Source organism: Streptomyces sp. NBC_00353 (genome assembly GCF_036108815.1).
Classification (GTDB): domain Bacteria; phylum Actinomycetota; class Actinomycetes; order Streptomycetales; family Streptomycetaceae; genus Streptomyces.
The window spans coordinates 6,734,083-6,760,681 of sequence record NZ_CP107985.1; the positions used below are offsets into that span (position 1 = coordinate 6,734,083).

Genomic DNA, 26,599 nt, shown 5'->3' on the forward strand with positions numbered 1-26,599 from the left:
CGGCAGAGGAGAACGCGCGGGCGGTGCCGACGGCTCCGATCGCGCCAGGGCGGTGGGAGCGGCTGTTTCCGGCGGTGCGGGAGCGGCTCCCGATGTGGTTGCAGCTCAGGTGCGGTCTGGAGCCGAGAACCCTCGCCGCGCTGGCCGTCGTCCTGGTCGCCGCCGCGGTCTTCGCCGCCGTCCACTTCTGGTCCGCACGCCCGCAGTCCGTCCGTGCCCCCGATCCGGTCAGCGAGGGCGCGCAGGCCCCGGCATCGGACCCACGCATGGACGGGGGCGTGGAGCGGGCCCGCACCCCCGATCCGTCACCCGGACCGCCGCCCACCGGAGGACCGGGTGGAGGGATCGTCGTCGATGTGAGCGGCAAGGTGCGCCGGCCGGGCATCTACCCCTTACCGTCCGGTGCGCGGGTCGCCGACGCGCTGCGGGCGGCGGGCGGAGTCCGGAGCGGCGTGGATCTCACCGGGCTCAACCGGGCGCGGGTGCTCATGGACGGGGAGCAGGTCGTGGTGGGCGCGCCACCTGGGCCGCAGGCCTTCGGCGCCACAGGAGGAGCTGCCGCAGGAGGGGCTGCGGCGGGCGCCGGTGGCGGCCCCACGACCGGTCCGGTCAGCCTCAACAGCGCGACGGTGGAACAGCTGGACACCCTGCCCGGTGTCGGCCCCGTTCTCGCCCAGCACATCGTCGACTACCGCACGCAGCACGGCGGCTTCCGGTCCGTCGGTGAGCTCCGTGAGGTCAATGGGATCGGCGACCGCCGGTTCGCCGACCTCCAACCGCTGGTGCGGCCATGAGCCGCCCTGAGGACCTGCGACCGGAAGGCCGTCCGGACGTCCAACCGGGCACGCATCAGGACGTCCATACGGTGTCGGGCCGACGGCTGGGTGTCTCCGACCCGCAACAGGAGGGTCCGGTCGATCTGCGGCTCGTCCCGCCTGCCCTGGCGACCTGGGCAGCCGCGGCCCTCGCCGTGGGGGCGCCGGGGCGCTGGACGGCTGTGGGGACAGTGGTCTGTCTCGTCGCCGGCCTGGTGCTCCTGGGCGTGTCGCGGGCATCGGCGGCCCGGGCCACGTGCGCCCGGCCGGCCGGCGAGGGAGACGCTCGGGACGGCGGGGAGAGCGCCGTACGGAAGCGGCGGCGACTGCAGGCCACCGCGGCCGCCGCCGCTCTGCTGTGCGCGGCTGCCGGGGCGACGGCTGCCGGGCTGCACAGCGCGTACCTGCGGCAGGAGCCGGTTCATGGCCTCGCGCAGCGCTTCGCGCAGGTCGAGGCGGAGGTGACCGTGACGTCCGACGCACGGCAGACCCGGACCCAGGTCCGCGGTGACCACAGCAGCCCGGTCGCCCTGCTCCTGGACGCCGAGATCACCCGGCTGACGGCGCCCGACGGCGCCGTCACCCGGCTCCGGGTCCCGGTGCTGGTGATCGTGTCACCCGACCATTCGGCGGCGCAGTGGCAGCGGCTGCTGCCGTCCACACGGCTGCGCCTGAGCGGCCGCCTCTCGCCGCCTCTGCACAGCGGGGAGCGCAACGCCGCCGTACTGCGGCCGGACGGCAACGGCCCGCCCCGCGTCACCGGGCCTCCCACCCTTCTCCAGCGCGCGGCGGGTGGTCTGCGCGCCGGGCTGCGCACGGCGACCGAGGGGCTGGAGCCCGATGCGCGTGCGCTCTTGCCGGGGCTGGTCGTCGGTGACACCTCGCGGGTCACCCCCGAACTCCACGATGTGTTCCGAGCAGCCGATCTCACGCACCTGATGGCGGTCTCCGGCGCCAATCTGGCGATTCTGCTCGTGCTGCTCATCGGGCCACCCGGCACCGCGCTTCGGGTCGAACGCCGCGGTCTGGCACCTCGGTTGGGTCTGTCGCTGCGGATCACCGCGCTGCTCGGCGGGGCACTCACTCTCGCCTTCGTCCTCGTCTGCCGGCCGGAGCCGAGTGTGCTGCGGGCCGCGGTCTGCGGGCTGATCACGCTGCTGGCCATCGGCACGGGGCGCCGCCGATCGCTGATTCCGGCACTGGCGGCCGCCGTTCTGCTTCTTGTGCTGTACGACCCATGGCTGGCCCGTAGTTATGGCTTCGTGCTCTCCGTCCTGGCCACCGGGGCACTGCTCACCGTCGCGCCGCTATGGAGTGCCGCGCTGCGGCGGCGCCGGGTGCCGTCCCGGCTCGCGGAGGCGCTGGGTGCCGCTGCCGCGGCGCAGGCGGTGTGCGCGCCGGTCGTCGTGGTGCTCGCCTCGCGGGTCAGCCTGGTGGCGATTCCGTGCAATCTGCTGGCCGAGTTCGCGGTGGCGCCCGCCACCGTCCTCGGGTTTGCCGCGCTCGCCCTGGCGCCGGTGGCCATACCGGTGGCCCAGCTGCTCGCCAGGATCGCGGGGTGGCCGGCCGGGTGGATCGCCTCCGTGGCCCGCACCGGAGCGGCCCTCCCAGGGGCGGAGGTCGGCTGGCCCGACGGCTGGCAGGGAGCGCTGCTGCTTGCCGCCCTCACGGCGCTCGCGGTGCTGTCCGCCCGCCGTATCGCGCGCCACCCGTGGGTGTGTTCGGCCGCGGCACTGCTGCTGATCCTCGCTGTGCTGCGTCCGGTGCCGCTGACCCGGGTGCTGACGGGATGGCCGCCGCCGGACTGGGTGTTCGCGATGTGCGACGTGGGCCAGGGGGACGCCGTGGTGTTGGCGGCGGGGGCCGGCGACGGCGTGGTCATCGACACCGGGCCCGATCCACGGCTCGCCGACCGATGTCTGCACGACCTGGGTGTCACCCGGGTGCCACTGCTGCTGCTCACGCACTTCCACGCGGATCATGTCCGGGGCCTGCCCGGCGTGTTGCGGGGCAGAGCGGTGGGCGCGATCCAGACGACAAGCCTGGACGAACCGCCGGACCAGGCCGCGTTCGTACGCAGAACGGCTGCCGCCGCACGGGTCCCTGTGATGCGGGCGGCGCCGGGGGAGCGGCGCCGCATCGGTCCGCTCGACTGGCGCGTCCTGTGGCCCGTCGGCGGTGTCACGGCAGTCCCCGAACCGGAGGAGCCCAACGACGCCAGTGTCACGCTGTTCGTCCGGACCGGCGGACTGACCCTGCTGCTCCTCGGAGATCTCGAACCACCGGCCCAGCAGGGGCTGTTGCGCCAGTACCCGGCGCTGCCGCGGGTGGACGTCCTCAAGGTCGCCCATCACGGTTCCGCCCACCAGGACCCCGCGTTGCTGCGCAGTGCTCACCCTCGACTCGCGCTGGTGAGCGTGGGCAAGGACAACCCGTACGGGCACCCGGCGGCCCGTACCGTCGAGGCGCTCAGGGCCGGGGGAGCGGTGGTGCTGCGCACGGACCTGGACGGCGCGATCGCGGTGACAGGTTCCGGGCCGGGGCTGCGGGCGGTCGGACGCTCATGACTCCTGCCCGGCCGATCGCAACCGCCTCAGCTCAGCCACGTGCCGTCAGTCATCAACTCGCGCCCGGTCAGTTCGTTCTCCTCCCGCCAGGCCCTGACCGCGTACGGCGTGAAGCGGAGGTACACCCAGGGCGTGCGGCCACACAGGTCCCAGTCGAGTTTCGTCGCGAAGGCGTCGCCCGATTCCGCGGAGAGTTCCGCGCCCTCCACGACCTCGGCGGTCGCGTCGATGAGCACCACATCGCGGGTGTGGCCCAGGCTGATCCTGGCCTGTCCGGTCGGAGTCACATTGCGCGCGGTCGGATCGGTGCGCCGAGTGGCCATCAGGAGCGTCCCCCGGTCCCACACGAACGACAGCGGCACCAGTGTCGGCACACCATCCGCCGAAGCGGTCGCCACCCAGGCGTCGTTGTCCTTCTCCAAGCGGTTGAGCACATCCTGCCTGCGCTGTTCCCGGCTGCGCGCCGGCTCCGCATTCGTCATGCTCCGTACGCTGGCGAGTGTGCGCGATCGCGCACCTGGGTCGGCGGTCCTAGGACCACCGGATCATGGCGCGGGGCGGCGCACCGGGACAGACTGTGGCCATGGACCCGCAATCGCCGCAGACCGTCGACGCCTACCTGGACCGCATCGGCGCCGTCCGTCCCGCGCGCCCCGACGCGGCTGCCCTGCGCGATCTGCAGGTGCGGCACCTCACGGCCGTGCCCTTCGAGAATCTGTCGATCCATCTCGGCGAAGACATCGTGCTGGAGGAGAAGGCGCTCCTCGACAAGGTGGTGGGCGCCCGGCGGGGCGGCTTCTGCTACGAACTGGGCGGCGCCTTCGCGGCCCTGCTGAGGGCCCTCGGCTTCGGCGTCACCCTGCTCCAGGGCCGCGTCTACGGGGACGGCGGACGACTCGGGATTCCGTACGACCATCTCGCGCTGCGCGTCGAGACCGACGACGGCACCGGACCCTGGCTCGCCGATGTCGGCTTCGGCGACCACGCCCACTTTCCGCTCGTGCTCGACGACCGTACGGACCAGGAGGACCCGCGGGGTACGTACCGGATCCGGGAGACGCCCGACGCCACGGACGGTGCCGGGGATCTCGATGTGCTGCGTGAGGGAGTGCCCCAGTACCGCCTCGATCTGCGGCCGCGGGCTCTCGCGGACTTCCGCGCCGGCGCCTGGTACCACCGCACCTCGCCCGATTCGAACTTCACCAAGTCACTGGTCTGCTCCCGGCTCACCGGCGTGGGCAGGGTCACCCTCAGCGGGCGCACCCTCATCACGACGGTGGGTGGCGAGCGACATGAAGTTCCGCTGGCCACCGACGCCGAGGTGCTCGCCGCCTACCGTGAGCACTTCGGGCTGCGGCTCGACCGGCTGCCCACAGTTCGCACGTCGGGCATTCACGGACCGAACGGTTGACGCACACAAGCGGAACGTTCAATTCGGACCTTCGGTAACACCTCCACCCAAGCCCTGTCCAGACCCTCCGTTTGCCTCGAACACCTCAAGGGTGATCGAATGCATGCTCGTCGGCGGGCCGCTGCTCCGACAACGACGTCCAGCCGTCAGGCCCCATGGTGAATCTCCCCCGGGGGTACTGAAGATGTTCGGCCGTTGGCTGGGAAGCAAGAAGGCGACGCACGCGGCGGGCAGCAGCCCGCTCGCCGGACTCGCGGTGCCGCGCACTGCGGGGGTGCTGAGCTGTCGTGTGCTCGATCCGGTCAACGTGGCTGTTCAGCAGGCCGAGTTCGTGGTCACGGACAGCGCGGGCCGCAAGGTCGTCGGCGGCGAGACGGACCCGTACGGGAACGTCCTCGCCACCGTCCCGGCGGGCGAGTACCGGCTGGCTGTCACGGCGGAGGGCTTCACGCCGTTCCATGGTTCGGCCACCGTCAGCGAGAGTGGCCACGCGGGCCTCGGCGACGTGATGCTTCAGGTCTCCGCGCCCCCGCAGTTGCCCGCCCCCGGTGACTGGGAGATCGAGCCGAACCACTCGCAGATCGGGTTCACCGCCCGTCACATCGGGCTGGCCCGTATCCACGGCCGGTTCAACACGTTCGCCGGTGCGGTACGGATCGCCGACCGCATGGAGGACTCCGCCATGCACGTCATCATCGATGCCGCGTCGATCGACACGAACGTGCAGATGCGCGACGACCACCTGCGCTCCAGCGACTTCCTCGACGTCGGGCGCTACCCGACGCTCGAGTTCTACAGCGACCGTTTCGTTCACCGGGGCGGCAGCCGCTGGGGCGTCAGCGGCGCGCTGACCCTGCACGGCGTCAGCCGTACGGTGACGCTGGACACCCAGTACCTCGGCCTGGGCAACGGTCTTGAGGGGGAGACCCGGGCGGCGTGCCGGGCCACCACGGAGCTGCACCGTGAGGACTTCACGCTGACCTGGCAGACGATGCTGGCCCGCGGTATCGCCGTCGTCGGTCCCAGCATCGCCATCGACATGGACATCCAGATCGTCCCCAAGAGCTGACTCCGGGGTGGCCTGCGGCCGGGCGCCGTCAGGGCGCTTCCAGCCATCCCTCGTACTCCGCGGCGAACGCGTCGAGCGTCGCGGAGTCCAGCCGGCCGGCCGGGTCCTCGACGACCACCAGCCACTGGGCGTCCTCGGCGTCGTCCTCGCCGGCCAGCGCGTCGCGTACGAGCTGGGGCTCCTCGGCGACACCGAAACGGTCGGCGAGCTCTCCGGCCACCTCCTCCGCCGTGTCGCGGTCGGGCAGGACCAGCACATGTCTCACATCGCTCACCTGCCCATTCTCCGGTACGGCGACGTATGCGGGGACAGGCTGTCCGAGCCGGGCTGTCAGTGGGGCGTGGGATGCTGGACGGCGATGGCCACCAGAAGGAATTCCACCGACGACCCGCTCGCCCCCCTCACGCTCGCCGTGGGCCAGGAGGACCTCCTCCTCGACCGTGCGGTGCAGCAGGTGGTGGCGGCGGCCCGTGCGTCCGACGCCGACACGGACGTCCGCGACCTCACCCCCGACCAGGTCCAGCCGGGCACTCTTGCCGAGCTGACGAGCCCTTCGCTCTTCGCCGAGCGCAAGGTGGTGATCGTGCGCAATGCGCAGGATCTCTCCGCCGACACGGTGAAGGACGTCAAGGCGTACCTCGGTGCGCCGGTCGAGGAGATCACGCTCGTGCTGCTCCATGCGGGCGGCGCCAAGGGCAAGGCGCTGCTGGACGCGGCGCGCAAGGCTGGTGCGCGGGAGGTTGCCTGCCCGAAGACGACCAAGCCCGCCGAGCGGCTCTCGTTCGTACGGTCGGAGTTCCGGGCGCTGGGGCGTTCCGCGAGCCCCGAGGCCTGCCAGGCGCTCGTCGACTCCATCGGCAGCGATCTGCGCGAGCTGGCGAGTGCGGTGTCGCAGCTGGTCGCGGATGTCGAGGGCACGATCGACGAGGCGGTGGTCGGGCGCTACTACACCGGCCGTGCGGAGGCGTCCAGCTTCACCGTTGCCGACCGGGCGGTGGAGGGACGGGCGGCGGAGGCGCTGGAGGCGTTGCGCTGGTCGCTGTCGACCGGGGTGGCGCCCGTACTGATCACCAGTGCGCTCGCGCAGGGCGTACGAGCCATCGGCAAGCTGTCCTCGGCACGCGGGGGGCGTCCTGCGGATCTTGCGCGTGAGCTGGGGATGCCGCCGTGGAAGATCGACCGGGTGCGGCAGCAGATGCGGGGGTGGACGCCGGACGGGGTGGCGGTGGCGCTGCGGGCCGTCGCGGATGCGGATGCGGGGGTGAAGGGCGGTGGGGACGACCCCGAGTACGCCCTGGAGAAGGCCGTCGTTGCTGTTGCGCGGGCGGCGCGGAGCGGCCGGTGACCGTGGCACGGCGAGGTGGGTGCCGGTCGTGACCGGCTGGGCTTGAGCGGGTATGCCGAAGGCCCCGGTTCGCCGCCCTGGGGAGGGTGGCGGGCCGGGGCCTCGGTTTCAGCTTGGTGCGCCGCACCCGCGTGGCGAACGCAGGTTCGGTGTGCGGCGCGGGGGCCGGGCAGGGACGGGAGAGAGGGCCCGCTGGTCCGTTCCGGCAGTTACATCAGAAAGCTCAGCCCTGGAGGGCGGCAACCTTGGAGGACAGCGCCGACTTCTTGTTGGCGGCGGCGTTCTTGTGGATGACGCCCTTCGAGACAGCCTTGTCGAGCGCGCGCGAAGCGTCGCGAACGGCCGTGGTGGCCTTCTCGACGTCGCCCGCTGCGGCAGCCTCACGGGCCTTGCGGATCGCGGTCTTGAGCGAGGACTTGACGGCCTTGTTGCGCAGGCGCGCCTTCTCGTTCGTCTTGTTCCGCTTGATCTGGGACTTGATGTTCGCCACGAAAGAGCCTTTTCAGGTTCGTTGGATCTTCGATGTGCGCCCCGCCGCTCGTAGGAGCCACGAGGCACAGCTGTCAACGGTACCAGCCGCGCTCCGACCGGCCCAAACCGGTCTCTGCGCCGCAGCCGTGGGACGATGGAAGCTACGTATCGATCCGACCGACCCGACATCGACCCGAGACACGGCGTTCGGCGTCTCAAGAATCAGGACCCTGCGTGCCCGCGACTCCTACCAACGTGCCCGAGCCGAGCCGTACCGACCCGGCGCTGATCCGCAACTTCTGCATCATCGCTCACATCGACCACGGCAAGTCGACCCTTGCCGACCGGATGCTCCAGCTGACGGGCGTGGTCGACCAGCGGCAGATGCGCGCTCAGTACCTCGACCGGATGGACATCGAGCGCGAGCGCGGCATCACCATCAAGTCCCAGGCGGTCCGTCTGCCGTGGGCGCCCACCACGGGCGAGGGCGAGGGCAGCACCCACGTCCTCAACATGATCGACACCCCGGGCCACGTGGACTTCACGTACGAGGTCTCCCGCTCGCTCGCCGCCTGCGAGGGCACGGTCCTGCTGGTCGACGCCGCGCAGGGCATCGAGGCCCAGACGCTGGCCAACCTGTACCTGGCGATGGAGAACGACCTCACCATCGTTCCGGTGCTCAACAAGATCGACCTGCCGGCCGCGCAGCCCGAGAAGTTCTCCGAGGAGCTGGCCAACCTCATCGGCTGCCAGCCCGAGGACGTCCTCAAGGTCTCGGCGAAGACCGGCGTCGGCGTGGACGCACTGCTGAACCGCGTGGTCAGGGATGTCCCGGCGCCGATCGGCAAGGCCGATGCCCCGGCCCGCGCGATGATCTTCGACTCGGTCTACGACTCGTACCGCGGCGTCGTCACGTACGTCCGTGTCGTCGACGGTCAGCTCAACAAGCGCGAGCGCATCAAGATGATGTCCACCGGCGCCACCCATGAACTGCTGGAGATCGGTGTCTCCTCCCCGGAGATGACCCCGGCCGACGGCATCGGTGTGGGCGAAGTGGGCTACATCATCACCGGGGTGAAGGACGTCCGGCAGTCCAAGGTCGGTGACACGATCACCTCCCTGAGCAAGGGTGCGACCGAGGCGCTGGGCGGTTACAAGGACCCCAAGCCGATGGTGTTCTCGGGTCTGTATCCGCTGGACGGCTCCGACTACCCGGACCTGCGCGAGGCCCTCGACAAGCTCCAGCTCAACGACGCCGCCCTGGTGTACGAGCCGGAGACCTCCGCGGCCCTCGGCTTCGGCTTCCGTGTCGGCTTCCTCGGGCTGCTGCACCTCGACGTGATCCGCGAGCGGCTGGAGCGCGAGTTCGGTCTGGAGCTCATCGCCACCGCCCCCAACGTGGTCTACCGCGTCGAGATGGAGGACGGCAGCGAGCACATCGTCACCAACCCGAGCGAGTTCCCCGAGGGCAAGATCGACAAGGTGCACGAGCCGGTCGTACGTGCCACTGTCCTCGCCCCCAGCGAGTTCATCGGCGCGATCATGGAGCTCTGCCAGAACCGGCGCGGCACCCTGCTCGGCATGGACTACCTCTCCGAGGACCGGGTCGAGATCCGCTACACCCTGCCGCTCGCCGAGATCGTCTTCGACTTCTTCGACCAGCTGAAGTCCAAGACCCGCGGCTACGCCTCGCTCGACTACGAGCCCACCGGCGAGCAGTCCGCCCAGCTCGTCAAGGTCGACATCCTGTTGCACGGCGACAAGGTCGACGCGTTCTCCGCGGTCACGCACAAGGACAAGGCCTACGCGTACGGCGTGCGGCTCGTCGCCAAGCTGCGTGAGCTCATCCCGCGGCAGAACTTCGAGGTGCCGATCCAGGCGGCCATCGGCTCCCGGGTCATCGCCCGTGAGACCGTCCGCGCCATCCGCAAGGACGTTCTCGCCAAGTGCTACGGCGGTGACATCTCCCGTAAGCGGAAGCTGCTGGAGAAGCAGAAGGAAGGCAAGAAGCGGATGAAGATGGTCGGCAATGTGGAGGTGCCGCAGGAGGCCTTCATCGCCGTGCTGTCCACCGACGAGTCGGGCGGGGAGAGCAAGGGCAAGAAGTAGTTCCCGGCGGATTTCCGCTTCTGTCCCGGCTTGAGCCAGGCTGCCCCTACTCGGTGGTAGCCCCAACGGACCCTTGCGTCGCAGCACCCTGCGGCGTGGGGGTCCGTTTGTTATGAAGCGGCGTCCGATTGCCTCTTACGCGGCGGACCCGCGCGCTCTACCCTGATCACGGCTCGTAGTTACTCGCGAGTTAAACAAGCGGAATCAGGTACGCAGGATCAGCACGCAGACGGACGCACGTAAGCAGGAACAAGCAGCAGCACGCAGCAACCAAACAACCGGTCGTGAAGCACTGCCGCAGGCCCGGAGGATGTCGTGAGCGACACACAGACCCTGATCGATAACCGACCGCCCTCCGTGGCGACCCTCTTCAGCGACCGCGTCGCGGCCACTCCGGACGGGGAGGCCTACCGCTACCCGGTTCCCTCGGCCACCGGACAGGGGGCCGACGAATGGAAGTCGCTGAGCTGGGCACAGGCCGCGGAGCGCGTGTACGCGATCGCCGCAGGGCTCATCGGTCTGGGGGTGGAGCCGGAGGAGCGGGTCGCGCTCTCCTCCGCCACCCGCGTCGAGTGGATCCTGGCCGACCTCGGCGTGATGTGCGCCGGCGCCGCGACCACCACGATCTACCCGTCGACCAACGCCGAGGAATCGTCGTTCATCCTCGCCGACTCCGAGAGCCGGGTGCTGATCGCCGAGGACGCCGGTCAGCTGGCCAAGGCCCGCGAGCGCCGCGCCGACCTGCCGAACCTCACCCACGTCGTCGTCATCGACCCGGACGGCGTCGAGCCCGACGCGGCCGACCCCGAGGGCTGGGTGCTCTCGCTGGCCGATCTGGAGGCCCGCGGCGCCGAACTCCTGGCGAAGAACCCGGGAGCGGTGAAGGAGCGGGTCGACGCGATCACCGCCGAGCAGCTGGCCACCCTGATCTACACCTCGGGCACCACAGGCCGCCCCAAGGGCGTACGGCTGCCGCACGACAACTGGTCGTACATGGCCAAGGCCACCGTGGCGACCGGCCTGATCACCAAGGACGACGTCCAGTACCTCTGGCTGCCGCTCGCGCACGTCTTCGGCAAGGTCCTCACCTCGGGCCAGATCGAGGTCGGCCATGTCACCGCCGTCGACGGCCGGATCGACAAGATCATCGAGAATCTGCCGGTGGTCCAGCCGACGTACATGGCCGCAGTGCCCCGCATCTTCGAGAAGGTCTACAACGGGGTCGCGTCCAAGGCGCGGGCCGGTGGCGGAGCCAAGTACAAGATCTTCCAGTGGGCGGCCGGGGTCGCCCGCGAGTACGCGAAGGTGTCCCAGGACAACTTCCGGCGCACCGGCACGGCCTCGGTCCCGTTCGGCCTCGGCGCCAAGCACAAGGTCGCCGACGCCCTGGTGTTCGCCAAGATCCGTGAGGCCTTCGGCGGCCGGCTCCGCGCCTGTGTCTCCGGCTCCGCGGCGCTCGCCCCCGACATCGGCTACTTCTTCGCAGGTGCCGGCATCCACATCCTGGAGGGCTACGGACTCACCGAGTCCAGCGCCGCCTCCTTCGTCAACCCGGGTGAGGCCTACCGCACCGGCACGGTCGGCAAGCCGCTCCCCGGCACCGAGGTACGGATCGCCGACGACGGCGAGATCATGCTGCGCGGCCCCGGCATCATGCAGGGTTACCACCGGCAGCCGGAGAAGACCACCGAGGTGCTGGAGGCCGACGGCTGGCTGCACAGCGGTGACATCGGCGAGCTGTCCGTGGACGGCTACCTGCGGATCACCGACCGCAAGAAGGACCTGATCAAGACGTCGGGCGGCAAGTACGTCGCTCCGGCGGAGGTCGAGGGACAGTTCAAGGCGGTGTGCCCGTTCGTCTCCAACATCCTGGTGCACGGCGCGGACCGTAACTACTGCACCGCCCTGATCGCCCTCGACGAGCCGACCATCCTCGGCTGGGCCGCCGAGAACGGCCTGGAAGGCAGGCCGTACGCCGAAGTGGTGGCGTCCCCGAAGGCCGTGGAGCTCATCGACGGCTATGTGAAGCGGCTCAACGGGGGGCTGCAGCGCTGGCAGACCATCAAGCAGTTCCGGCTGCTGCCGCGCGACCTCGATGTCGAGCACGGCGAGCTGACGCCGAGCCTCAAGCTCAAGCGGCCGGTCGTCGAGCGCGAGTACAAGGGCCTCATCGACGAGATGTACGTGGGCGCCCGCGAGGCCTAGGCACGGCCCATGGTGCGGGCGGGGCGGACTGCCCCGTCCGCACTGCTGTTCCAGGTCCCGTTCCTGATCGTGGTTCCTGCGTCTTCTCCTCCCACTTCGGTAACTCGGTGCTTCTGGGGAGGATCGGTCTGTCACTCTGTCCGTGTCGTCAGCGGCACACGGCGCGAAACAGGCCGTGCGAGAACAGGTCAGGAGCGGCGCCATGGGGCCCATTCCCTTGCAGCGGGACACCGTTCAGCGTCCCGGTACCCACGTCGGGCGGGAGGACGCGCAGCCGGTCGCCCGGACGAGCCTGCCGGGGAATCTCCTCGCGCCGGCCGCCGCGCGCCGGTTCGTCCGGGCCGCCCTCGCCGAGTGGACCGGGCTCGGGCTGCCCGCGGCCGTGGGCTTCAGCGACCGGCTGGCCGACGACGCGGTGACCGTCGCCGATGAGCTCGTCACCAACGCCGTCGTGCACGCCGGGACCACCGTCGACCTGCTCTTCCGGCTGGAGGAGGCGGCCGAGGACGAGGCCGCAGCTCTGGTGCTGGAGGTCGCCGACCACCACCCCGCCCGTTCCGTACGCAGCGAACGCCCCGGCCCGGTGCCCGCAGCGGACCCGGATGACCCGGCCGAGGGCGGGCGCGGGCTGCAGGTCGTCGCCGCACTCGCCGAGCGCTGGGGCATCACGTACCGCACCGGCCTGAAGACCGTCTGGGCCCGGCTGCCCGTCGACGACTGGACCGCGTTGCCCGAGCCGGCCGCCGAGCCGGAACTCCGGAGCGGGCTGCGCACCGCCGAACTGCTCGCCCCCACTGCCCGGCGCGCTCTGCGCGACGACGCGGACTGGGCGGGCCGCGGTGCGCTCTCGTTCCTCGCCGAGGCCTCCGACCTGCTCGCCGGTCAGCTCGACGAGGACATCGTGGCGGCGCTCGCCGGGCAGTTACTGGTGCCGAGACTCGCCGACTGGTGCGCGATCTGGCTGGAGCCGGAGAACGGCGGGCCCGCGGCCGTCCCCCGGCTCGCGAGCGTCTGGCACCGTGACGAGGCCGAGACCGGGCAGCTGCGCAGCGTGTTGGAGCAGGACCCGATCCGGCTGCCGGAGCGGGTGGGCACCGGGCCGGTCTCCATGCCGTGGCCCGGGGCCGACGAGGACGGGACCGGCCCGGGCGCCGGCGAGCGCTCCAGCGGCCGTGCGGGGGCCGCGCTCGCCTATCGGATAACCGCCGGCGGCCGCACGCTCGGAGCCGTGCTCCTGGGGCGGGAGGGCATCGCCCGCGTCCCTGACGGGGTGACCGCGCTGATCGAGGACTTCGTACGCCGTGTCGGCCTCGCCGTCGGCGCCGCCCGCGCCTACACCCGGCAGGCCACCATCAGCCGCATCCTGCAACGCGGACTGCTGCCCAGCAAGGTCGCCGACATCCCCGGAGTCACCAGCTCGCTGGTGTACGAGCCCAGCGACGACGGCGTCGTCGGTGGTGACTTCTACGACATCTTCGCGTGTCCCGGCGACCGCTGGTGCTTCATCCTCGGCGATGTGCAGGGCAGCGGTCCCGAGGCCGCCGTCGTCACCGGTCTCGCCCGGCCCTGGCTGCGGCTGCTGGCCCGGGAGGGCTTCCGCGTCGGCGAGGTGCTGGACCGGCTCAACCGGCTGCTCCTCGACGACGCGATGGAGACCGCCGAGGCCGCCGCCCTCATGGTCGCTGCGGCGGGCGGGCAGCACCTGCAGGAGGGCGGCCAGCGTCTGCGGGAGGACGGTCAGCAGCTGGCGGACGGCGGGCAGCCCCGGTTCCTCTCCCTGCTGTACGGGGAGATGGTGCCGCTGCCCGGCGGCGGTGTGCGCTGCACGCTGGCCAGCGCGGGCCATCCGCTGCCGCTGCTGCTGCGCCCGGACGGCACCGTGCGGCCCGCCGCCGAGCCGCAGGTGCTGCTCGGGGTCGTCGAGGACGTCGCGTACGAGAGCCAGAGCTTCGACCTGGCGCCGGGCGACAGCCTGCTGTGTGTCACGGACGGCGTGACGGAGCGGCGCTCCGGGCCGCTGATGTTCGACGACGGGGACGGTCTGGCCCGGGCACTGGCCGGCTGCGCCGGGCTGACCGCGGAAGGGATCGCGGACCGGATCAAACGGGCCGTGCACGAGTTCGCCGAGCGGCCGCCGGACGACGATCTGGCGCTGGTCGTGCTGCAGGCCCAGTGAGCGTGGGCCGGGAACGGTCGGCGGCGAGTGACAATGGACGGTATGCCTTCCGTACTGCCCGATGGTGAACCCGTGCCCGACGACGGGGCCCTGCCCCGCCATGCCCTGGAAGGCGCCGCCGACCGCCCGCTCGGCTTCTACCTGCATGTGCCGTACTGCGCGACCCGCTGCGGCTACTGCGACTTCAACACGTACACCGCGACCGAGCTGCGCGGCTCCGGCGGTGCGCTGGCCTCCCGTGACAACTACGCCGCCCACCTGATCGGCGAGGTCCGGCAGGCCCGCAAGGTGCTCGGCGACGACCCGCGGCCGGTCCGTACGGTGTTCGTCGGCGGCGGCACGCCCACGTTGCTGGCCGCCGGCGATCTCGTACGGATGCTGGCGGCGATCCGGGACGAGTTCGGGCTCGCCGACGACGCGGAGATCACGACCGAGGCCAATCCGGAGTCCGTCGATCCGGCTTATCTGTCGGAGCTGCGGGAAGGCGGCTTCAACCGGATCTCGTTCGGGATGCAGAGTGCGCGGCAGCACGTGCTGAAGATCCTCGACCGTACGCATACGCCCGGGCGGCCCGAGGCCTGCGTGGCGGAGGCGAGGGCCGCGGGCTTCGAGCACGTCAACCTCGACCTGATCTACGGCACCCCCGGGGAGTCCGACGACGACTGGCGGGCCTCGCTGGACGCGGCGATCGGGGCGGGGCCGGACCACGTGTCCGCCTACGCGCTGATCGTCGAGGAGGGGACGCAGCTGGCGCGGCGGATCCGGCGAGGCGAGGTGCCGATGACGGACGACGACGTCCACGCCGACCGCTATCTGATCGCCGACGAGGCGATGGCCGCGGCGGGCTTCTCCTGGTACGAGGTGTCGAACTGGGCCCGGACGCCGGAGGGGCGGTGCCTGCACAACGAGCTGTACTGGCGGGGCGCCGACTGGTGGGGGGCCGGCCCGGGCGCGCACAGCCATGTGGGCGGGGTGCGGTGGTGGAACGTCAAGCATCCCGGTGCGTACGCGCAGGCCCTGGCGGAAGGGCGGTCCCCGGGCGCGGGACGCGAGGTGCTCTCCGAGGAGGACCGTCGCGTCGAACGGATCCTGCTGGAGCTGCGGCTGGTCGACGGCTGTCCGCTGTCGCTGCTGGCTCCGGCCGGGCTGGCCGCGGCGGGGCGCGCGGTGGCGGACGGGTTGCTGGAGGCGGCGCCCTATGCGAAGGGGCGGGCCGTGCTGACTCTGCGGGGTCGGCTGCTTGCGGATGCGGTGGTCAGGGACCTGGTGGACTGACCGCGGAAGAATTACAGTGCCGCGTCATGATCATTGACATACAGCCGGCCGCGGATGCCACCGTGCTGCGGTACGGGTTGCGGCGGCTGTTGTGGGCGCTGCCCCTTCTGTTCGTGGTGCTGTTCGGTCCGTTCATTTTGTACGTGACGCTCACCACGCGGTCCGCCGGCAGCGGTTGGCAGTGGCTCCCTGTGGTTTTGTGCCTGCTGTTCAGCGCCGTGTGCGGAGGCGTCCTCGTCTCCCGTTGGCGCAAGCGCCGCGCGGTGACCGCGTTCGACGCCGTCGGCTTCTGGTGGATCGAGGGCAAGCAGGCCGCGCTCATCCGCTGGGACTCACTGGCCGGTGTCGGGATCTACTGGGCACGGCCCGGCAAGACCGTGGTGCACACGGTCGAGCTGTGCCCCAAGGGCGAGATCGACCGTGACGACCCGCTGCTGTGGAGCTACGTCCGGGACGCCGCCCCGCTCCACCCGGACCTGCCCCGGCTGCGGTACCGCATCGACGTGGGGAACTTCTCCGTGGCGTACGGGAAGGCGCTGCAACAGTGGGCGCCGGAGCTGTGGTTCGGTCGCCAGGAGCAACCCGATTCGTATATGGGCGCACCGGACCGCGTGGGTCACCGGGAGCGGACGGCCGCCGCGCAGGAGGCCGCTCTCCAGCCGCCCGAGATCGGCGAGACGGTCGTCGTCCACGAAGGCAGGCGCCGCGCCCGGCGCGGATTCCTCGTCCTGCCGATCCTGACCGTCCTCGGCGCACTCGCCGTGTGGGGACTTGTTCCAGGGCACGGGCACGGAGTGGTCGCCGTCGTCCGGTATGTGATCGCGGCGGTGATCGCGTTGTATGTCGGCTGGCTGGATGCGATCGGTGTGCGGAACATGCGGACGAAGTGGAATCAGCGCATCACCATGGACGCCACCGGAGTCCACTGGACTCAGAAGGGGATCGGGGCGACGGTGCCGTGGTCGTCGCTCGCCGCCGTGGGCATCCACTACTCCGCGCACGACCACACGCTCGAACTCTGCCCCAAGGGCGAGGTGGACCGGGACGCCCCGGTGCTGTGGCAGTTCGTCCGTGACGCCGAACCCCAGCAGCCGGGCCTGCCACGGTTGCGCTACCGCATCTCCGTGTTTCCCGCCTCCGGGCAGTACGCCGTAGCGGCAGGCTGCCGGCGCTGGGCACCCGAGCTGTGGTTCACCGGCGGGCGCATGGCCGACAACTACGTGGGAAGCCCTGACCGGAAGGGGCACAGGCAGCGCCTGCGTGCCGCTCAGGCCGGCTGAGTCACGAAGTCGATCAGCTCCTCCACCCGGCCCAGCAGCGCCGGCTCCAGGTCCCGGTACGAGCGGACCGTGGACAGGATGTGCTGCCACGCCGCCCCCGTGTTCTCCGGCCAGCCCAGTGACCGGCACACGCCCGTCTTCCAGTCCTGGCCGCGCGGCACCACCGGCCAGCTCGCGATGCCGACCGACGACGGTTTCACCGCCTCCCAGACGTCGATGTAGGGGTGGCCCACCACCAGCACGTTCGCGTCCGTGACCTCGCTCGCGATCCTCGACTCCTTGGAGCCGGGGACCAGGTGGTCCACCAGGACGCCCAGTCGCGCGTCCGGGCCGGGGGCGAAGTCGCGGACGACGGCCGGGAGGTCGTCGATGCCCTCCAGGTACTCGACGACCACGCCCTCGATGCGCAGGTCGTCGCCCCAGACCCGTTCGACCAGCTCCGCGTCGTGCCGGCCCTCGACATAGATCCGGCCCGCCCGTGCCACCCGCGCCCGCGCCCCGGGGACCGCGAGCGAGCCGGAGGCCGTGCGGGCGGGGCGTACGGGACCGGGCGCCGACGGGCGTACGAGGGTGATGACCCGGCCCTCCAGCAGGAAGCCGCGCGGTTCCATCGGGAACACCCGGTGCTTGCCGAAACGGTCCTCCAAGGTCACCGTCGGGCCCTGGGCCGTCTTCTCGCAGCGGATCACCGCACCGCAGAAGCCGCTGGAGACCTCCTCCACGACCAGATCGGGCTCGGCGGGGACCTCGGGGGCGGGGGCGGACTTCTTCCACGGTGGGGTCAGGTCCGGGTGGTAGCTGCGCATCGGACGACGATAGGACGGGAACGGGTCACGACACGCCGAATGCAGTGGACAGTTGGTCACGTTGCGCACGTAGGAACGAGGCGTCCACGAGCGCACCGTGCCCCGGCACATACACCGCATCCTCGCCGCCCAGCGCCAGCAGCCGGTCCAGCGCGGCCGGCCAGCGCGACGGGATCGCGTCCGGGCCCGCCTGCGGTTCGCCGGACTCCTCGACCAGGTCGCCGCAGAGCACGACGGCGGGGGAACCGGGCACCAGGGCCGCGAGATCGTGGCCGCTGTGGCCGGGGCCCACGTTCGCCAGCAGCACCTGGCGGCCACCGCCCAGGTCGAGGGTCCACTCGTCGCACACCTGGTGGTGCGGCGCCACCAGCACGTCGGCCGCCTGCGCCGCGTCCTCCTCGGGCACCCCGTGGCGCACCGCGTCGGCGCGCAGCTCGTCCGCTCCGCGGGCCAGGAGATCCGTCACTCCGACCGCCCCGTACACCTCGGCCCCGGAGAAGGCCGCGGCGCCGAGCACATGGTCGAAGTGGGGGTGGCTGAGTGCGATATGCGTCACCCTCCGGCCGGTCAGTGCCTGCACCTGGGCCCGGACCTCCGCGCCTTCGCGCAGCGTCGATCCGGTGTCGAAGAGCAGCACCCCGTCCGCTCCGACCACCAGTGCGACTGTCGCATCCCACCCGGGGAGCCGCCGCCGGCCCACACCGTTGCCGAGTCGCTCCCAGCCGAACTCTTCCCAAGAGGCGTCCATGCGGCGACGCTATCGGCAACGACCTGCGCAGTCTCGGGGTAGCGTGGCCGGTCGCCCTTGCTAGGGCCCTACCCGACCGCCGTACACTGGCGGGGGATTACTGGCACTCGTACGCATCGAGTGCCAGGGCTCTTCGAGGAACGACCGAAACGACCGGGATCCACCGAGTGACACAGCTGGAGGTGTGCGCCATGCTCAGCGAACGCAGACTCGAAGTGCTGCGCGCCATCGTCCAGGACTATGTCGGCACCGAGGAGCCCGTCGGTTCCAAGGCGCTCACCGAGCGGCACAAGCTGGGGGTCTCCCCGGCCACGGTCCGCAACGACATGGCAGTGCTGGAGGACGAGGGCTTCATCGCCCAGCCCCACACCAGCGCGGGACGCATCCCGACGGACAAGGGCTACCGGCTCTTCGTCGACAAGCTCGCGGGGGTCAAGCCCCTGTCGTCGCCGGAGCGCAGGGCCATTCAGAACTTCCTCGACGGCGCGGTCGACCTCGACGACGTCGTGGGCCGCACCGTACGGCTGCTCGCGCAGCTGACGCGGCAGGTTGCCGTCGTGCAGTACCCCTCGCTGACCCGGTCGACGGTGCGGCATGTGGAGCTGCTGTCGCTGGCGCCCGCCCGGCTGATGCTCGTGCTGATCACGGACACCGGCCGGGTCGAGCAGCGCATGATCGACTGCCCCGCGCCGTTCGGTGAGACCTCTCTTGCCGATCTGCGGGCCCGGCTCAACAGTCGGGTCGTAGGACGCCGTTTCTCGGACGTCCCGCAGCTGGTGCAGGATCTGCCGGAATCCTTCGAGAGCGAGGACCGGGGAACCGTGTCCACCGTGCTCTCGATCCTGCTCGAAACCCTCGTCGAGGAGACGGAGGAGCGGCTGATGATCGGCGGCACCTCCAACCTCACCCGCTTCGGGCACGACTTCCCTCTGATGATCCGGCCGGTGCTGGAGGCATTGGAGGAGCAGGTCGTGCTGCTGAAGCTGCTCGGCGAGGCCAAGGACTCGGGCATGACCGTACGTATCGGGCACGAGAACGCCCACGAGGGGCTCAACTCCACGTCCGTCGTCGCGGTCGGCTACGGTTCGGGCGACGAGGCAGTCGCCAAACTCGGCGTGGTCGGACCGACCCGCATGGACTACCCCGGAACGATGGGAGCGGTACGCGCAGTGGCACGTTACGTCGGACAGATCCTGGCGGAGTCGTAAGTGGCCACGGACTACTACGCCGTACTCGGCGTGCGCCGCGACGCATCTCAGGACGAGATCAAGAAGGCCTTCCGGCGGCTCGCACGCGAGCTGCATCCGGATGTCAACCCCGATCCGAAGACCCAGGAGCGGTTCAAGGAGATCAACGCCGCCTACGAGGTGTTGTCGGACCCGCAGAAGAAGCAGGTCTACGACCTCGGCGGCGACCCGCTGTCCGCCTCCGGCGGCGGTGGCGCGGGCGGATTCGGACAGGGTGGCTTCGGCAACTTCTCCGACATCATGGACGCGTTCTTCGGTACGGCGTCGCAGCGCGGACCCCGTTCGCGCACCCGGCGCGGCCAGGACGCGATGATCCGGCTGGAGATCGATCTCGGCGAGGCCGCGTTCGGCACCACCAAGGACATCCAGGTCGACACGGCCGTGGTCTGTACGACCTGCAGTGGCGAGGGCGCGGCCCCCGGCACCTCCGCACAGACCTGTGACATGTGCCGCGGCCGCGGTGAGGTCTCCCAGGTCACCCGGTCGTTCCTCGGCCAGGTCATGACCTCGCGGCCCTGCCCGCAGTGCCAGGGCTTCGGTACGGTCGTGCCGACCCCGTGCCCGGAGTGCGCCGGTGACGGCCGCATCCGTTCGCGGCGCACGCTCACCGTGAAGATCCCCGCCGGTGTCGACAACGGCACCCGCATCCAGCTCGCGGGCGAGGGCGAGGTCGGCCCCGGCGGCGGCCCGGCCGGTGACCTGTATGTCGAGATCCACGAGCTGCCGCACGCGGTGTTCCAGCGCCGCGGCGACGATCTGCACTGCACTGTCACGATCCCCATGACGGCGGGCGCGCTCGGCACCAAGGTGCCGTTGGAGACGCTCGACGGCCTGGAGGAGGTCGACATCCGGCCGGGCACCCAGTCCGGTCAGTCGGTCCCGTTGCACGGCCGCGGCATCACCCACCTGCGTGGTGGCGGGCGCGGCGATCTGATCGTGCATGTCGAGGTGATGACCCCGTCGAAGCTGGACCCGGAGCAGGAGCGACTGCTGCGTGAACTGGCGAAGCTGCGCGGCGAGGAGCGGCCCACCGGTCAGTTCCAGCCGGGGCAGCAGGGGTTGTTCTCCCGGCTCAAGGACGCGTTCAACGGCCGCTGAGGGCCGTCCGTCGCGTCACCGCCCTCTGTAGCGCACCGCCCGCCGGTTCTGGACCGGCGGGCGGTGCGCATATGGCGGTACCCCTTCCGGTCACCCTTCGGCTCCCCTTCCGGATCCCGCTTCGGATATCTTTCGGGCCGCCTCATGGCTGATTCGGCACGGTGCAGGCGACGTGGCACGATGCGGTCATGTCATCCGCGTTGACCGATCTCTGCCGGTATCCGATCGTGCAGGCCCCGATGGCGGGCGGTGTGTCCTGTCCACAGCTGGTCGCGGCCGTCGCCGAAGCGGGCGGGCTCGGCTTCCTCGCTGCCGGGTACAAGACGGCGGACGGCATGTACAACGAGATCAAACAGCTGCGCCGACTGACCGGGCAGCCGTTCGGCGTCAACCTCTTCATGCCGCAGCCGAACCTCGCGGACCCGAGCGCCGTCGAGGTGTACCGGCAGCAACTGGCCGGTGAGGCCGCCTGGTACGAGACTCCGCTCGGCGACCCGGACTCGTCCGGCGACGACGGATACGAGGCCAAGCTCGCCATCCTTGTGGAGGACCCGGTTCCGGCGGTCTCCTTCACGTTCGGCTGCCCCACCCGCGACACCTTCGACGCGCTCGCCGGAGTCGGTACGTACACCGTCGTGACCGTCACCACGCCGGAGGAGGCGCAGACCGCCCAGTGGGCGGGCGCCGACGCGGTCTGTGTCCAGGGCATCGAGGCGGGCGGCCACCGGTCCACCTACCGTGACGACCCGGAGACCGACGGCACCGGCATCGGCATCGGGGTGCTCTCCCTGGTGGCCGAGGTCCGTGAGACCGTTCAGCTGCCGGTCATCGCGGCGGGCGGCATCATGCGTGGCTCCCAGATCGCGGCCGTGATCGCGGCGGGTGCGGAAGCGGCGCAGCTCGGCACGGCTTTCCTGGCCTGCCCCGAGTCCGGTGCCCATCTGCTGCACAAACAGGCGCTGACCAACCCGTTGTTCGCACGGACGGCGCTGACCCGGGCGTTCTCCGGGCGCCCGGCCCGCGGCCTGGTCAACCGCTTCATGCGCGAGCACGGGCCGTACGCCCCCGCCGCCTACCCGCAGGTGCACCATGTCACCAGCGGGCTGCGCAAGGCCGCCGCCAAGGCCGGGGACGCCCAGGGCATGGCCCTGTGGGCGGGCCAGGGCCACCGGATGGCACGCGAGCTGCCGGCCGGCCGGCTGACCGAACTGCTCGCCGAGGAACTGGATGCCGCACGCGCGGCAGTGAGCACAAGGAGCACGCAGTGACCGCACCGGTCTTCGTCGTCGAGCAGGTCCCCAGCGGCCCGCGGTTCGTCCTGGACGGGCCCGAGGGGCGGCACGCCGTATCGGTGAAACGGCTGCACGCCGGTGAGGACGTCGTCCTGACGGACGGGCACGGCCGGTGGGTGGAAGGCGTCGTGGAGGCTGCCGAGGGCAAGGACCGGCTCGTCCTGACGAGCCTCGGCACGGTCCACGAGGAGCCCCGGCCCGCGCCCCGTATCACCGTGGTCCAGGCGCTCCCCAAGGGCGACCGCGGCGAGGTCGCCGTCGAGACCCTCACGGAGACCGGCGTCGACGCGATCGTGCCGTGGCAGGCCTCGCGCTGCATCACCCAATGGAAGGGTGATCGTGGCCTCAAGTCCCTGGCGAAATGGCGGAACACGGCCCGCGAGGCGGGCAAGCAGTCGCGCCGGGTGCTGTTCCCTGAGGTGACGGACGCAATGACGACCAAACAGGTGGCCGCACTTCTGGCCACAGCGGACTTCGCGGCCGTCCTGCACGAGGAGCGGGCGTACGACAGCGAGCCGCTGGCCACCGTCGGACTCCCGGCAGGGGGCGAGATCATGCTGGTCGTGGGGCCCGAGGGCGGTGTCTCGCCGGACGAGCTGGAAGCCTTCGCCGAGGCCGGCGCCCGGACCTGCCGGCTCGGCCGGAGCGTGCTGCGCACCTCCACGGCCGGCACCGCGGCGACGGCCCTGCTGCTGGGGCGCACCGGTCGCTGGGCGTAACCACCCCATACAGCAAGTACGGTGTGGCCGCAAGCGGTCTACCGCGCGGTGGGGGAGTAGTGGGACGCTTCCACGTATGCGGACATTGAGGGCATCAAGTCCATGGGGGCGCGGCCGGACCCGTCGCATTCCGGCCGTACTGTGCCTCGTCGGTACGGCGGTTGCGGGGGCCGTCGCCTGTGAGCCGATCGACGGGCTGAATTCCGCGTCCGTCGCCCTGACCACGGACCGGACCGGCACCGGGGCGCTGGAGCGCAAAGGGGTCGATGTGCGGTGGCTGAACTGCACGGCCGAGGTCGAGGGCGGCGGTGCGACACGGTCCTCGCCCTCACCCTCCGCGTCCGTGCGGCAGGTGGCGCGGGTCGACTGCCGCGGCCGGACCGTGGGCGGCAAGGACATCACGCTCGCCGGCAAGGTCACGAAGGAGGTCAACGGGGTTTGTGTGCGGGGGGACTTGACGGGGAGGGTCAGCGACAGGACCGTCCTGCGGGCCGATGCGCTCGGCAACTGTGACGCCTCACCCTCGACCGGCGGTGCGAAACCGCCGACGGGAGGTGGAGCCGGCGGAAGCGGCGGCGGTGCCCGGCCGACGGTCACCGTGACCGTCACGGTGACCGAATATCCCGGGGGCAAGTGAGCGCGTCCGACACGCAGGTGTGGGCGGACTCCGGCCAACCCCGTTCCCCGGAGCACGACCGCGGCCTAGGGTGATCGATGTGACACAGCCTGCCTATCTCCGGTACCCCCATGTCCAGGGCGAATTGATCGCCTTCACCGCTGAGGACGATGTCTGGCTGGCGCCGCTCGACGGCGGCCGGGCCTGGCGGGTCAGCGCCGACAACCGGCCCGTCAGCCAGCCGCGGATATCGCCCGACGGCACCCACGTCGCCTGGACATCCACCCGGGACGGTGCCCCCGAGGTGCACCTCGCGCCCGTCGACGGCGGCCCCTCGAAGCGGCTGACCTACTGGGGCGACGCCCGGACGTCCGTACGCGGCTGGACCCCCGAAGGCGACGTCCTCGTCATCAGCACCCAGGGGCAGGTGTCGCTGCGCCGCAGCTGGGCCCGCGCCGTCCCGGTCGACGGCGGGCCCGCCCGGACCCTGCCGTACGGACCGGTCGGCTCCCTCGCGTACGGACCCGGCGGACGGGTCCTGCTGCTCTCCGCCACCATGGGGCGCGAGGCCGCCACCTGGAAGCGCTACCGGGGCGGCACGGCAGGCAAGTTGTGGCTCGCGCAAGCACCCGGGGAAGGCCAGGGACCGGACGGCGTCGCGGACTTCGTACGGATCCACGAGGGCCTCGACGGCAACATCGAATGCCCGATGTGGGTCGGCGACCGTCTCGCCTTCCTCTCCGACCACGAAGGCGTCGGCGCGCTCTACTCCTCGCTCCCCGACGGCTCCGACCTGCGCCGGCACACCGAGGCCGACGGCTTCTACGCCCGCCACGCGACGACCGACGGCACCCGCGTCAGCTACGCCTCGGCCGGTGAGCTGTGGCTGCTCGACGACCTCGAAGGCGCCGGACCCCGACGTCTCGACATCCGCCTCGGCGGCCAGCGCGCCGACCTCCAGCCGCACCCCGTGCACGCCGGGAGCCACCTCGACTCGGCGTCCCCGGACCGTACCGGCCGCGGCAGCGCCGTCGGGACGCGCGGCGCCGTCCACTGGGTCACCCACCGGGAGGGCCCGGCCCGCGCACTGGCCGTCGAACCCGGGGTACGGGCCAGACTGCCCCGTACCTTCCAGGCCGACGGCGATCAGCACGTCGTCTGGGTCACCGACGCGGAGGGCGACGACGCCCTCGAGTGCGCACCCGCCACCGGGATCGCCCCTGGCACCGCACCGCGCCGGCTGGCCGCCGGCCGGCTCGGCAGGGTGCTCGACCTGGCGGCGTCCCCCGACGGCAGCCGGTTCGCCGTCGCCTCGCACGACGGCCGGATCCTGATCGTCGAGCGGGAGAGGGGAGAGGTCCACGAGGTCGACCGCAGCGAACACGGCGACGCCTCCGGGCTCGTCTTCTCGCCCGACTCCGCATGGCTCGCCTGGTCCCACCCCGGGCCCGAGCCGCTGAGCCAGCTCAAGCTCGCGCACCTCGCCGACCTGTCGGTCGCCGAGGCCACGCCGCTCCGCTTCCGGGACTACGCCCCGGCGTTCACCATCGACGGCAAGCACCTCGCCTTCCTCTCCGAGCGGGCCTTCGACCCGGTCTACGACGCGCACGTCTTCGACCTGGCCTTCGTCGGCGCCTGCCGCCCGCACCTGCTGACGCTCGCGGCCACCACACCCTCCCCGTTCGGGCCGCAGCGCCACGGCCGCCCGACCGAGAAGGAGAAGAGCTCCGGCGAGGGCGACCAGGACAACCCCACCGCGCTGCCCGTCACCCGGATCGACCTCGAAGGGCTCGCCGACCGGATCGTGCCGCTGCCCGTCGAGGCCGCCCGCTACTCCTCCCTGCGCGCGGCGAAGGACGGACTGCTGTGGCTGCGGCACCCGGTGACGGGCGTGCTCGGAACGGCAGGGGCGACGCCGGACTCCCGGGGGCCGGAGACCGTCCTGGAGCGGTACGACCTGGAGAAGCTGCACAGCGACGAACTCGCCTCCGACGTCAGCCGGTTCGCCGTCAGCGGCGACGGCAAGCGGCTGGTCCTGCACACCCGGGGCAAGCTGCGCGTCGTACCCGCCGACAGTCGTGTCCCGGCGGGCTCCGACGACGACCACGACGGCGGCAGCGACACCGTCGACCTCTCCCGGATCCGCCGGACCGTCGAACCGGCCGCCGAATGGCGCCAGATGTACGACGAGGCCGGCCGCATCATGCGCGACAACTTCTGGCGGCCCGACATGGGCGGCGTCGACTGGGACGGGGTCCTCGACCGCTACCGGCCCGTGCTGGCGCGCGTCGCCACCCATGACGACCTCGTAGACCTGCTCTGGGAGGTGCAGGGGGAGCTCGGGACCTCGCATGCGTATGTGACGCCGCAGGGCGGCCGGCACGACGACACGAGCCGGCAGGGGCTGCTCGGGGCCGACATCTCCCGTACGGACGACGGCCATTGGCGCATCGACCGGATCCTGCCGTCCGAGACGTCCGACCCGGCAGCCCGCTCGCCGCTCGCCGCGCCCGGCGTCGCGGTCCGCGCCGGGGACGCGATCCTTGCCGTCGACGGGCAGGAGATCGACCCCCTGACCGGGCCCGGACCGCTGCTCACCGGCTCGGCGGGCAAGCCGGTCGAGCTGACCGTCGAACCGGCGGACGGCGGCAACCTGCGTCATGTCGTCGTCGTGCCGACCGCGGACGAGGAGGCGCTGCGGTACCACGCGTGGGTGGCGGACCGGCGGGCGTACGTGCACGAGCGGTCCGGCGGGCGCCTCGGCTACCTCCACGTCCCCGACATGGTCGGCTCGGGCTGGGCCCAGCTCCACCGGGACCTGCGGGTCGAAGTGGCCCGTGAAGGGCTGGTGGTGGACGTGCGGGAGAACCGGGGCGGCCACACGTCGCAGCTGGTCGTGGAGAAGCTGGCCCGCCGCATCGTCGGCTGGGACCTGCCGCGCGGCATGCAGCCGTACAGCTACCCCGGGGACGCGCCGCGCGGTCCGGTGGTGGCCGTGGCGAACGAGTTCTCCGGCTCGGACGGCGACATCGTGAACGCGGCGATCAAGGCGCTCAGGATCGGGCCGGTGGTCGGTACGCGGACGTGGGGCGGCGTGGTGGGCATCGACAGCCGGTACCGGCTGGTCGACGGCACGCTGGTCACGCAGCCCAAGTACGCGTTCTGGCTGGAGGGGTACGGCTGGGGCGTGGAGAACCACGGGGTGGATCCCGATGTGGAGGTCGTGATGGCGCCGCAGGACCATGCGTCGGGGCGGGATCCGCAGCTGGATGCGGCGATCCGGATCGCGCTCGAGGGGCTCGCGGAGAGCCCGGCGAAGACGGCACCGGGTCTGCCGGAGTAGGGGCGGG

21 protein-coding genes are annotated in these 26,599 nt (G+C 71.4%); 16 read left to right on the forward strand and 5 right to left on the reverse strand.

Translation table 11 applies throughout. The features are described 5' to 3' along the window. Nucleotides 1–92 precede the first annotated feature (92 nt). Nucleotides 93–794: a helix-hairpin-helix domain-containing protein gene (locus OHA88_RS44700; RefSeq protein ID WP_443044307.1), complete on the forward strand. Its 702-nt coding sequence runs from the start codon at nucleotides 93–95 to the stop codon at nucleotides 792–794. After that, nucleotides 791–3,382, forward strand: a complete 2,592-nt coding sequence (locus tag OHA88_RS30300) for a ComEC/Rec2 family competence protein (protein WP_328627844.1) — start codon at nucleotides 791–793, stop codon at nucleotides 3,380–3,382. The genes OHA88_RS44700 and OHA88_RS30300 overlap by 4 nt, the downstream gene beginning before the upstream one ends. 26 nt (nucleotides 3,383–3,408) lie before the next feature. On the opposite strand, the gene OHA88_RS30305 is transcribed toward OHA88_RS30300, so the two are convergent. Further along, nucleotides 3,409–3,864 carry a pyridoxamine 5'-phosphate oxidase family protein gene (locus tag OHA88_RS30305; protein ID WP_328627845.1) on the reverse strand — a complete coding sequence of 152 codons (456 nt, stop codon included), beginning with the start codon at nucleotides 3,862–3,864 and terminating at the stop codon, nucleotides 3,409–3,411. Between the two features lie 101 nt (nucleotides 3,865–3,965). On the opposite strand from OHA88_RS30305, the gene OHA88_RS30310 reads away from it, so the two are divergent. After that, nucleotides 3,966–4,793 carry an arylamine N-acetyltransferase family protein gene (locus OHA88_RS30310; protein ID WP_328627846.1) on the forward strand — a complete coding sequence of 276 codons (828 nt, stop codon included), beginning with the start codon at nucleotides 3,966–3,968 and terminating at the stop codon, nucleotides 4,791–4,793. Nucleotides 4,794–4,977: 184 nt separating this feature from the next. Next, complete coding sequence (locus tag OHA88_RS30315; RefSeq protein ID WP_326814346.1) at nucleotides 4,978–5,862, forward strand: YceI family protein; 885 nt, start codon at nucleotides 4,978–4,980, stop codon at nucleotides 5,860–5,862. 28 nt (nucleotides 5,863–5,890) lie between these two features. Here the strand turns inward: OHA88_RS30315 and OHA88_RS30320 are convergent, their stop codons facing one another. After that, nucleotides 5,891–6,136 carry a hypothetical protein gene (locus tag OHA88_RS30320; RefSeq protein WP_267005243.1) on the reverse strand — a complete coding sequence of 82 codons (246 nt, stop codon included), beginning with the start codon at nucleotides 6,134–6,136 and terminating at the stop codon, nucleotides 5,891–5,893. Nucleotides 6,137–6,220: 84 nt separating this feature from the next. Between OHA88_RS30320 and holA the strand changes: the two genes are divergently transcribed. Continuing rightward, nucleotides 6,221–7,207, forward strand: a complete 987-nt coding sequence (holA, locus tag OHA88_RS30325) for a DNA polymerase III subunit delta (protein WP_328627847.1) — start codon at nucleotides 6,221–6,223, stop codon at nucleotides 7,205–7,207. A gap of 223 nt (nucleotides 7,208–7,430) precedes the next feature. Here the strand turns inward: holA and rpsT are convergent, their stop codons facing one another. After that, nucleotides 7,431–7,697 carry a 30S ribosomal protein S20 gene (gene rpsT / locus OHA88_RS30330; RefSeq protein ID WP_326603674.1) on the reverse strand — a complete coding sequence of 89 codons (267 nt, stop codon included), beginning with the start codon at nucleotides 7,695–7,697 and terminating at the stop codon, nucleotides 7,431–7,433. Nucleotides 7,698–7,912: 215 nt separating this feature from the next. Here rpsT and lepA point away from each other — a divergent pair, with 215 nt between their 5' ends. From lepA to OHA88_RS30355, 5 genes are all read left to right on the forward strand, one after another. Beyond that, nucleotides 7,913–9,787 carry a translation elongation factor 4 gene (gene lepA, locus OHA88_RS30335; RefSeq protein WP_267005245.1) on the forward strand — a complete coding sequence of 625 codons (1,875 nt, stop codon included), beginning with the start codon at nucleotides 7,913–7,915 and terminating at the stop codon, nucleotides 9,785–9,787. A gap of 315 nt (nucleotides 9,788–10,102) precedes the next feature. Next, entirely contained in the window at nucleotides 10,103–11,992 is a 1,890-nt protein-coding gene (locus tag OHA88_RS30340) for an AMP-dependent synthetase/ligase (RefSeq protein ID WP_328627848.1), read from the forward strand. A gap of 202 nt (nucleotides 11,993–12,194) precedes the next feature. Next, nucleotides 12,195–14,168, forward strand: a complete 1,974-nt coding sequence (locus OHA88_RS30345; protein WP_328627849.1) for an ATP-binding SpoIIE family protein phosphatase — start codon at nucleotides 12,195–12,197, stop codon at nucleotides 14,166–14,168. A 33-nt stretch (nucleotides 14,169–14,201) separates the two neighbouring features. Beyond that, nucleotides 14,202–15,443, forward strand: a complete 1,242-nt coding sequence (gene hemW / locus OHA88_RS30350; RefSeq protein ID WP_328627850.1) for a radical SAM family heme chaperone HemW — start codon at nucleotides 14,202–14,204, stop codon at nucleotides 15,441–15,443. A 26-nt stretch (nucleotides 15,444–15,469) separates the two neighbouring features. Next, complete coding sequence (locus OHA88_RS30355) at nucleotides 15,470–16,723, forward strand: hypothetical protein (RefSeq protein ID WP_328627851.1); 1,254 nt, start codon at nucleotides 15,470–15,472, stop codon at nucleotides 16,721–16,723. Here the strand turns inward: OHA88_RS30355 and OHA88_RS30360 are convergent. Both OHA88_RS30360 and OHA88_RS30365 read right to left on the reverse strand, forming a co-directional pair. Next, nucleotides 16,711–17,529, reverse strand: coding sequence for a DUF3097 domain-containing protein (locus OHA88_RS30360; protein WP_328627852.1), 819 nt, complete (start codon nucleotides 17,527–17,529; stop codon nucleotides 16,711–16,713). The two genes, OHA88_RS30355 and OHA88_RS30360, sit on opposite strands and share 13 nt — an antisense overlap. A 25-nt stretch (nucleotides 17,530–17,554) precedes the next feature. Beyond that, entirely contained in the window at nucleotides 17,555–18,277 is a 723-nt protein-coding gene (locus tag OHA88_RS30365) for an MBL fold metallo-hydrolase (RefSeq protein WP_328627853.1), read from the reverse strand. Between the two features lie 191 nt (nucleotides 18,278–18,468). Here OHA88_RS30365 and hrcA point away from each other — a divergent pair, with 191 nt between their 5' ends. The 6 genes from hrcA (at nucleotide 18,469) to OHA88_RS30395 (ending at nucleotide 26,592) form a co-directional block, all read left to right on the forward strand. Beyond that, nucleotides 18,469–19,485 carry a heat-inducible transcriptional repressor HrcA gene (hrcA, locus tag OHA88_RS30370; RefSeq protein WP_267008107.1) on the forward strand — a complete coding sequence of 339 codons (1,017 nt, stop codon included), beginning with the start codon at nucleotides 18,469–18,471 and terminating at the stop codon, nucleotides 19,483–19,485. Further along, on the forward strand, nucleotides 19,486–20,622 hold the full coding sequence (gene dnaJ, locus OHA88_RS30375) for a molecular chaperone DnaJ (RefSeq protein ID WP_030921089.1): 1,137 nt from the start codon (nucleotides 19,486–19,488) through the stop codon (nucleotides 20,620–20,622). 188 nt (nucleotides 20,623–20,810) lie between these two features. Then, the gene (locus OHA88_RS30380; protein WP_328627854.1) at nucleotides 20,811–21,890 is read left to right on the forward strand and encodes a nitronate monooxygenase; all 1,080 of its coding nucleotides are present in this window, start codon (nucleotides 20,811–20,813) and stop codon (nucleotides 21,888–21,890) included. Then, on the forward strand, nucleotides 21,887–22,633 hold the full coding sequence (locus OHA88_RS30385; protein WP_267005253.1) for a 16S rRNA (uracil(1498)-N(3))-methyltransferase: 747 nt from the start codon (nucleotides 21,887–21,889) through the stop codon (nucleotides 22,631–22,633). Before OHA88_RS30380 ends, OHA88_RS30385 begins: the two co-directional genes overlap by 4 nt. Nucleotides 22,634–22,709: 76 nt before the next feature. After that, nucleotides 22,710–23,270 carry a hypothetical protein gene (locus OHA88_RS30390; RefSeq protein ID WP_328627855.1) on the forward strand — a complete coding sequence of 187 codons (561 nt, stop codon included), beginning with the start codon at nucleotides 22,710–22,712 and terminating at the stop codon, nucleotides 23,268–23,270. A gap of 79 nt (nucleotides 23,271–23,349) precedes the next feature. Further along, nucleotides 23,350–26,592, forward strand: a complete 3,243-nt coding sequence (locus tag OHA88_RS30395) for a S41 family peptidase (protein WP_328627856.1) — start codon at nucleotides 23,350–23,352, stop codon at nucleotides 26,590–26,592. The last annotated feature ends 7 nt before the right edge of the window (nucleotides 26,593–26,599 follow it).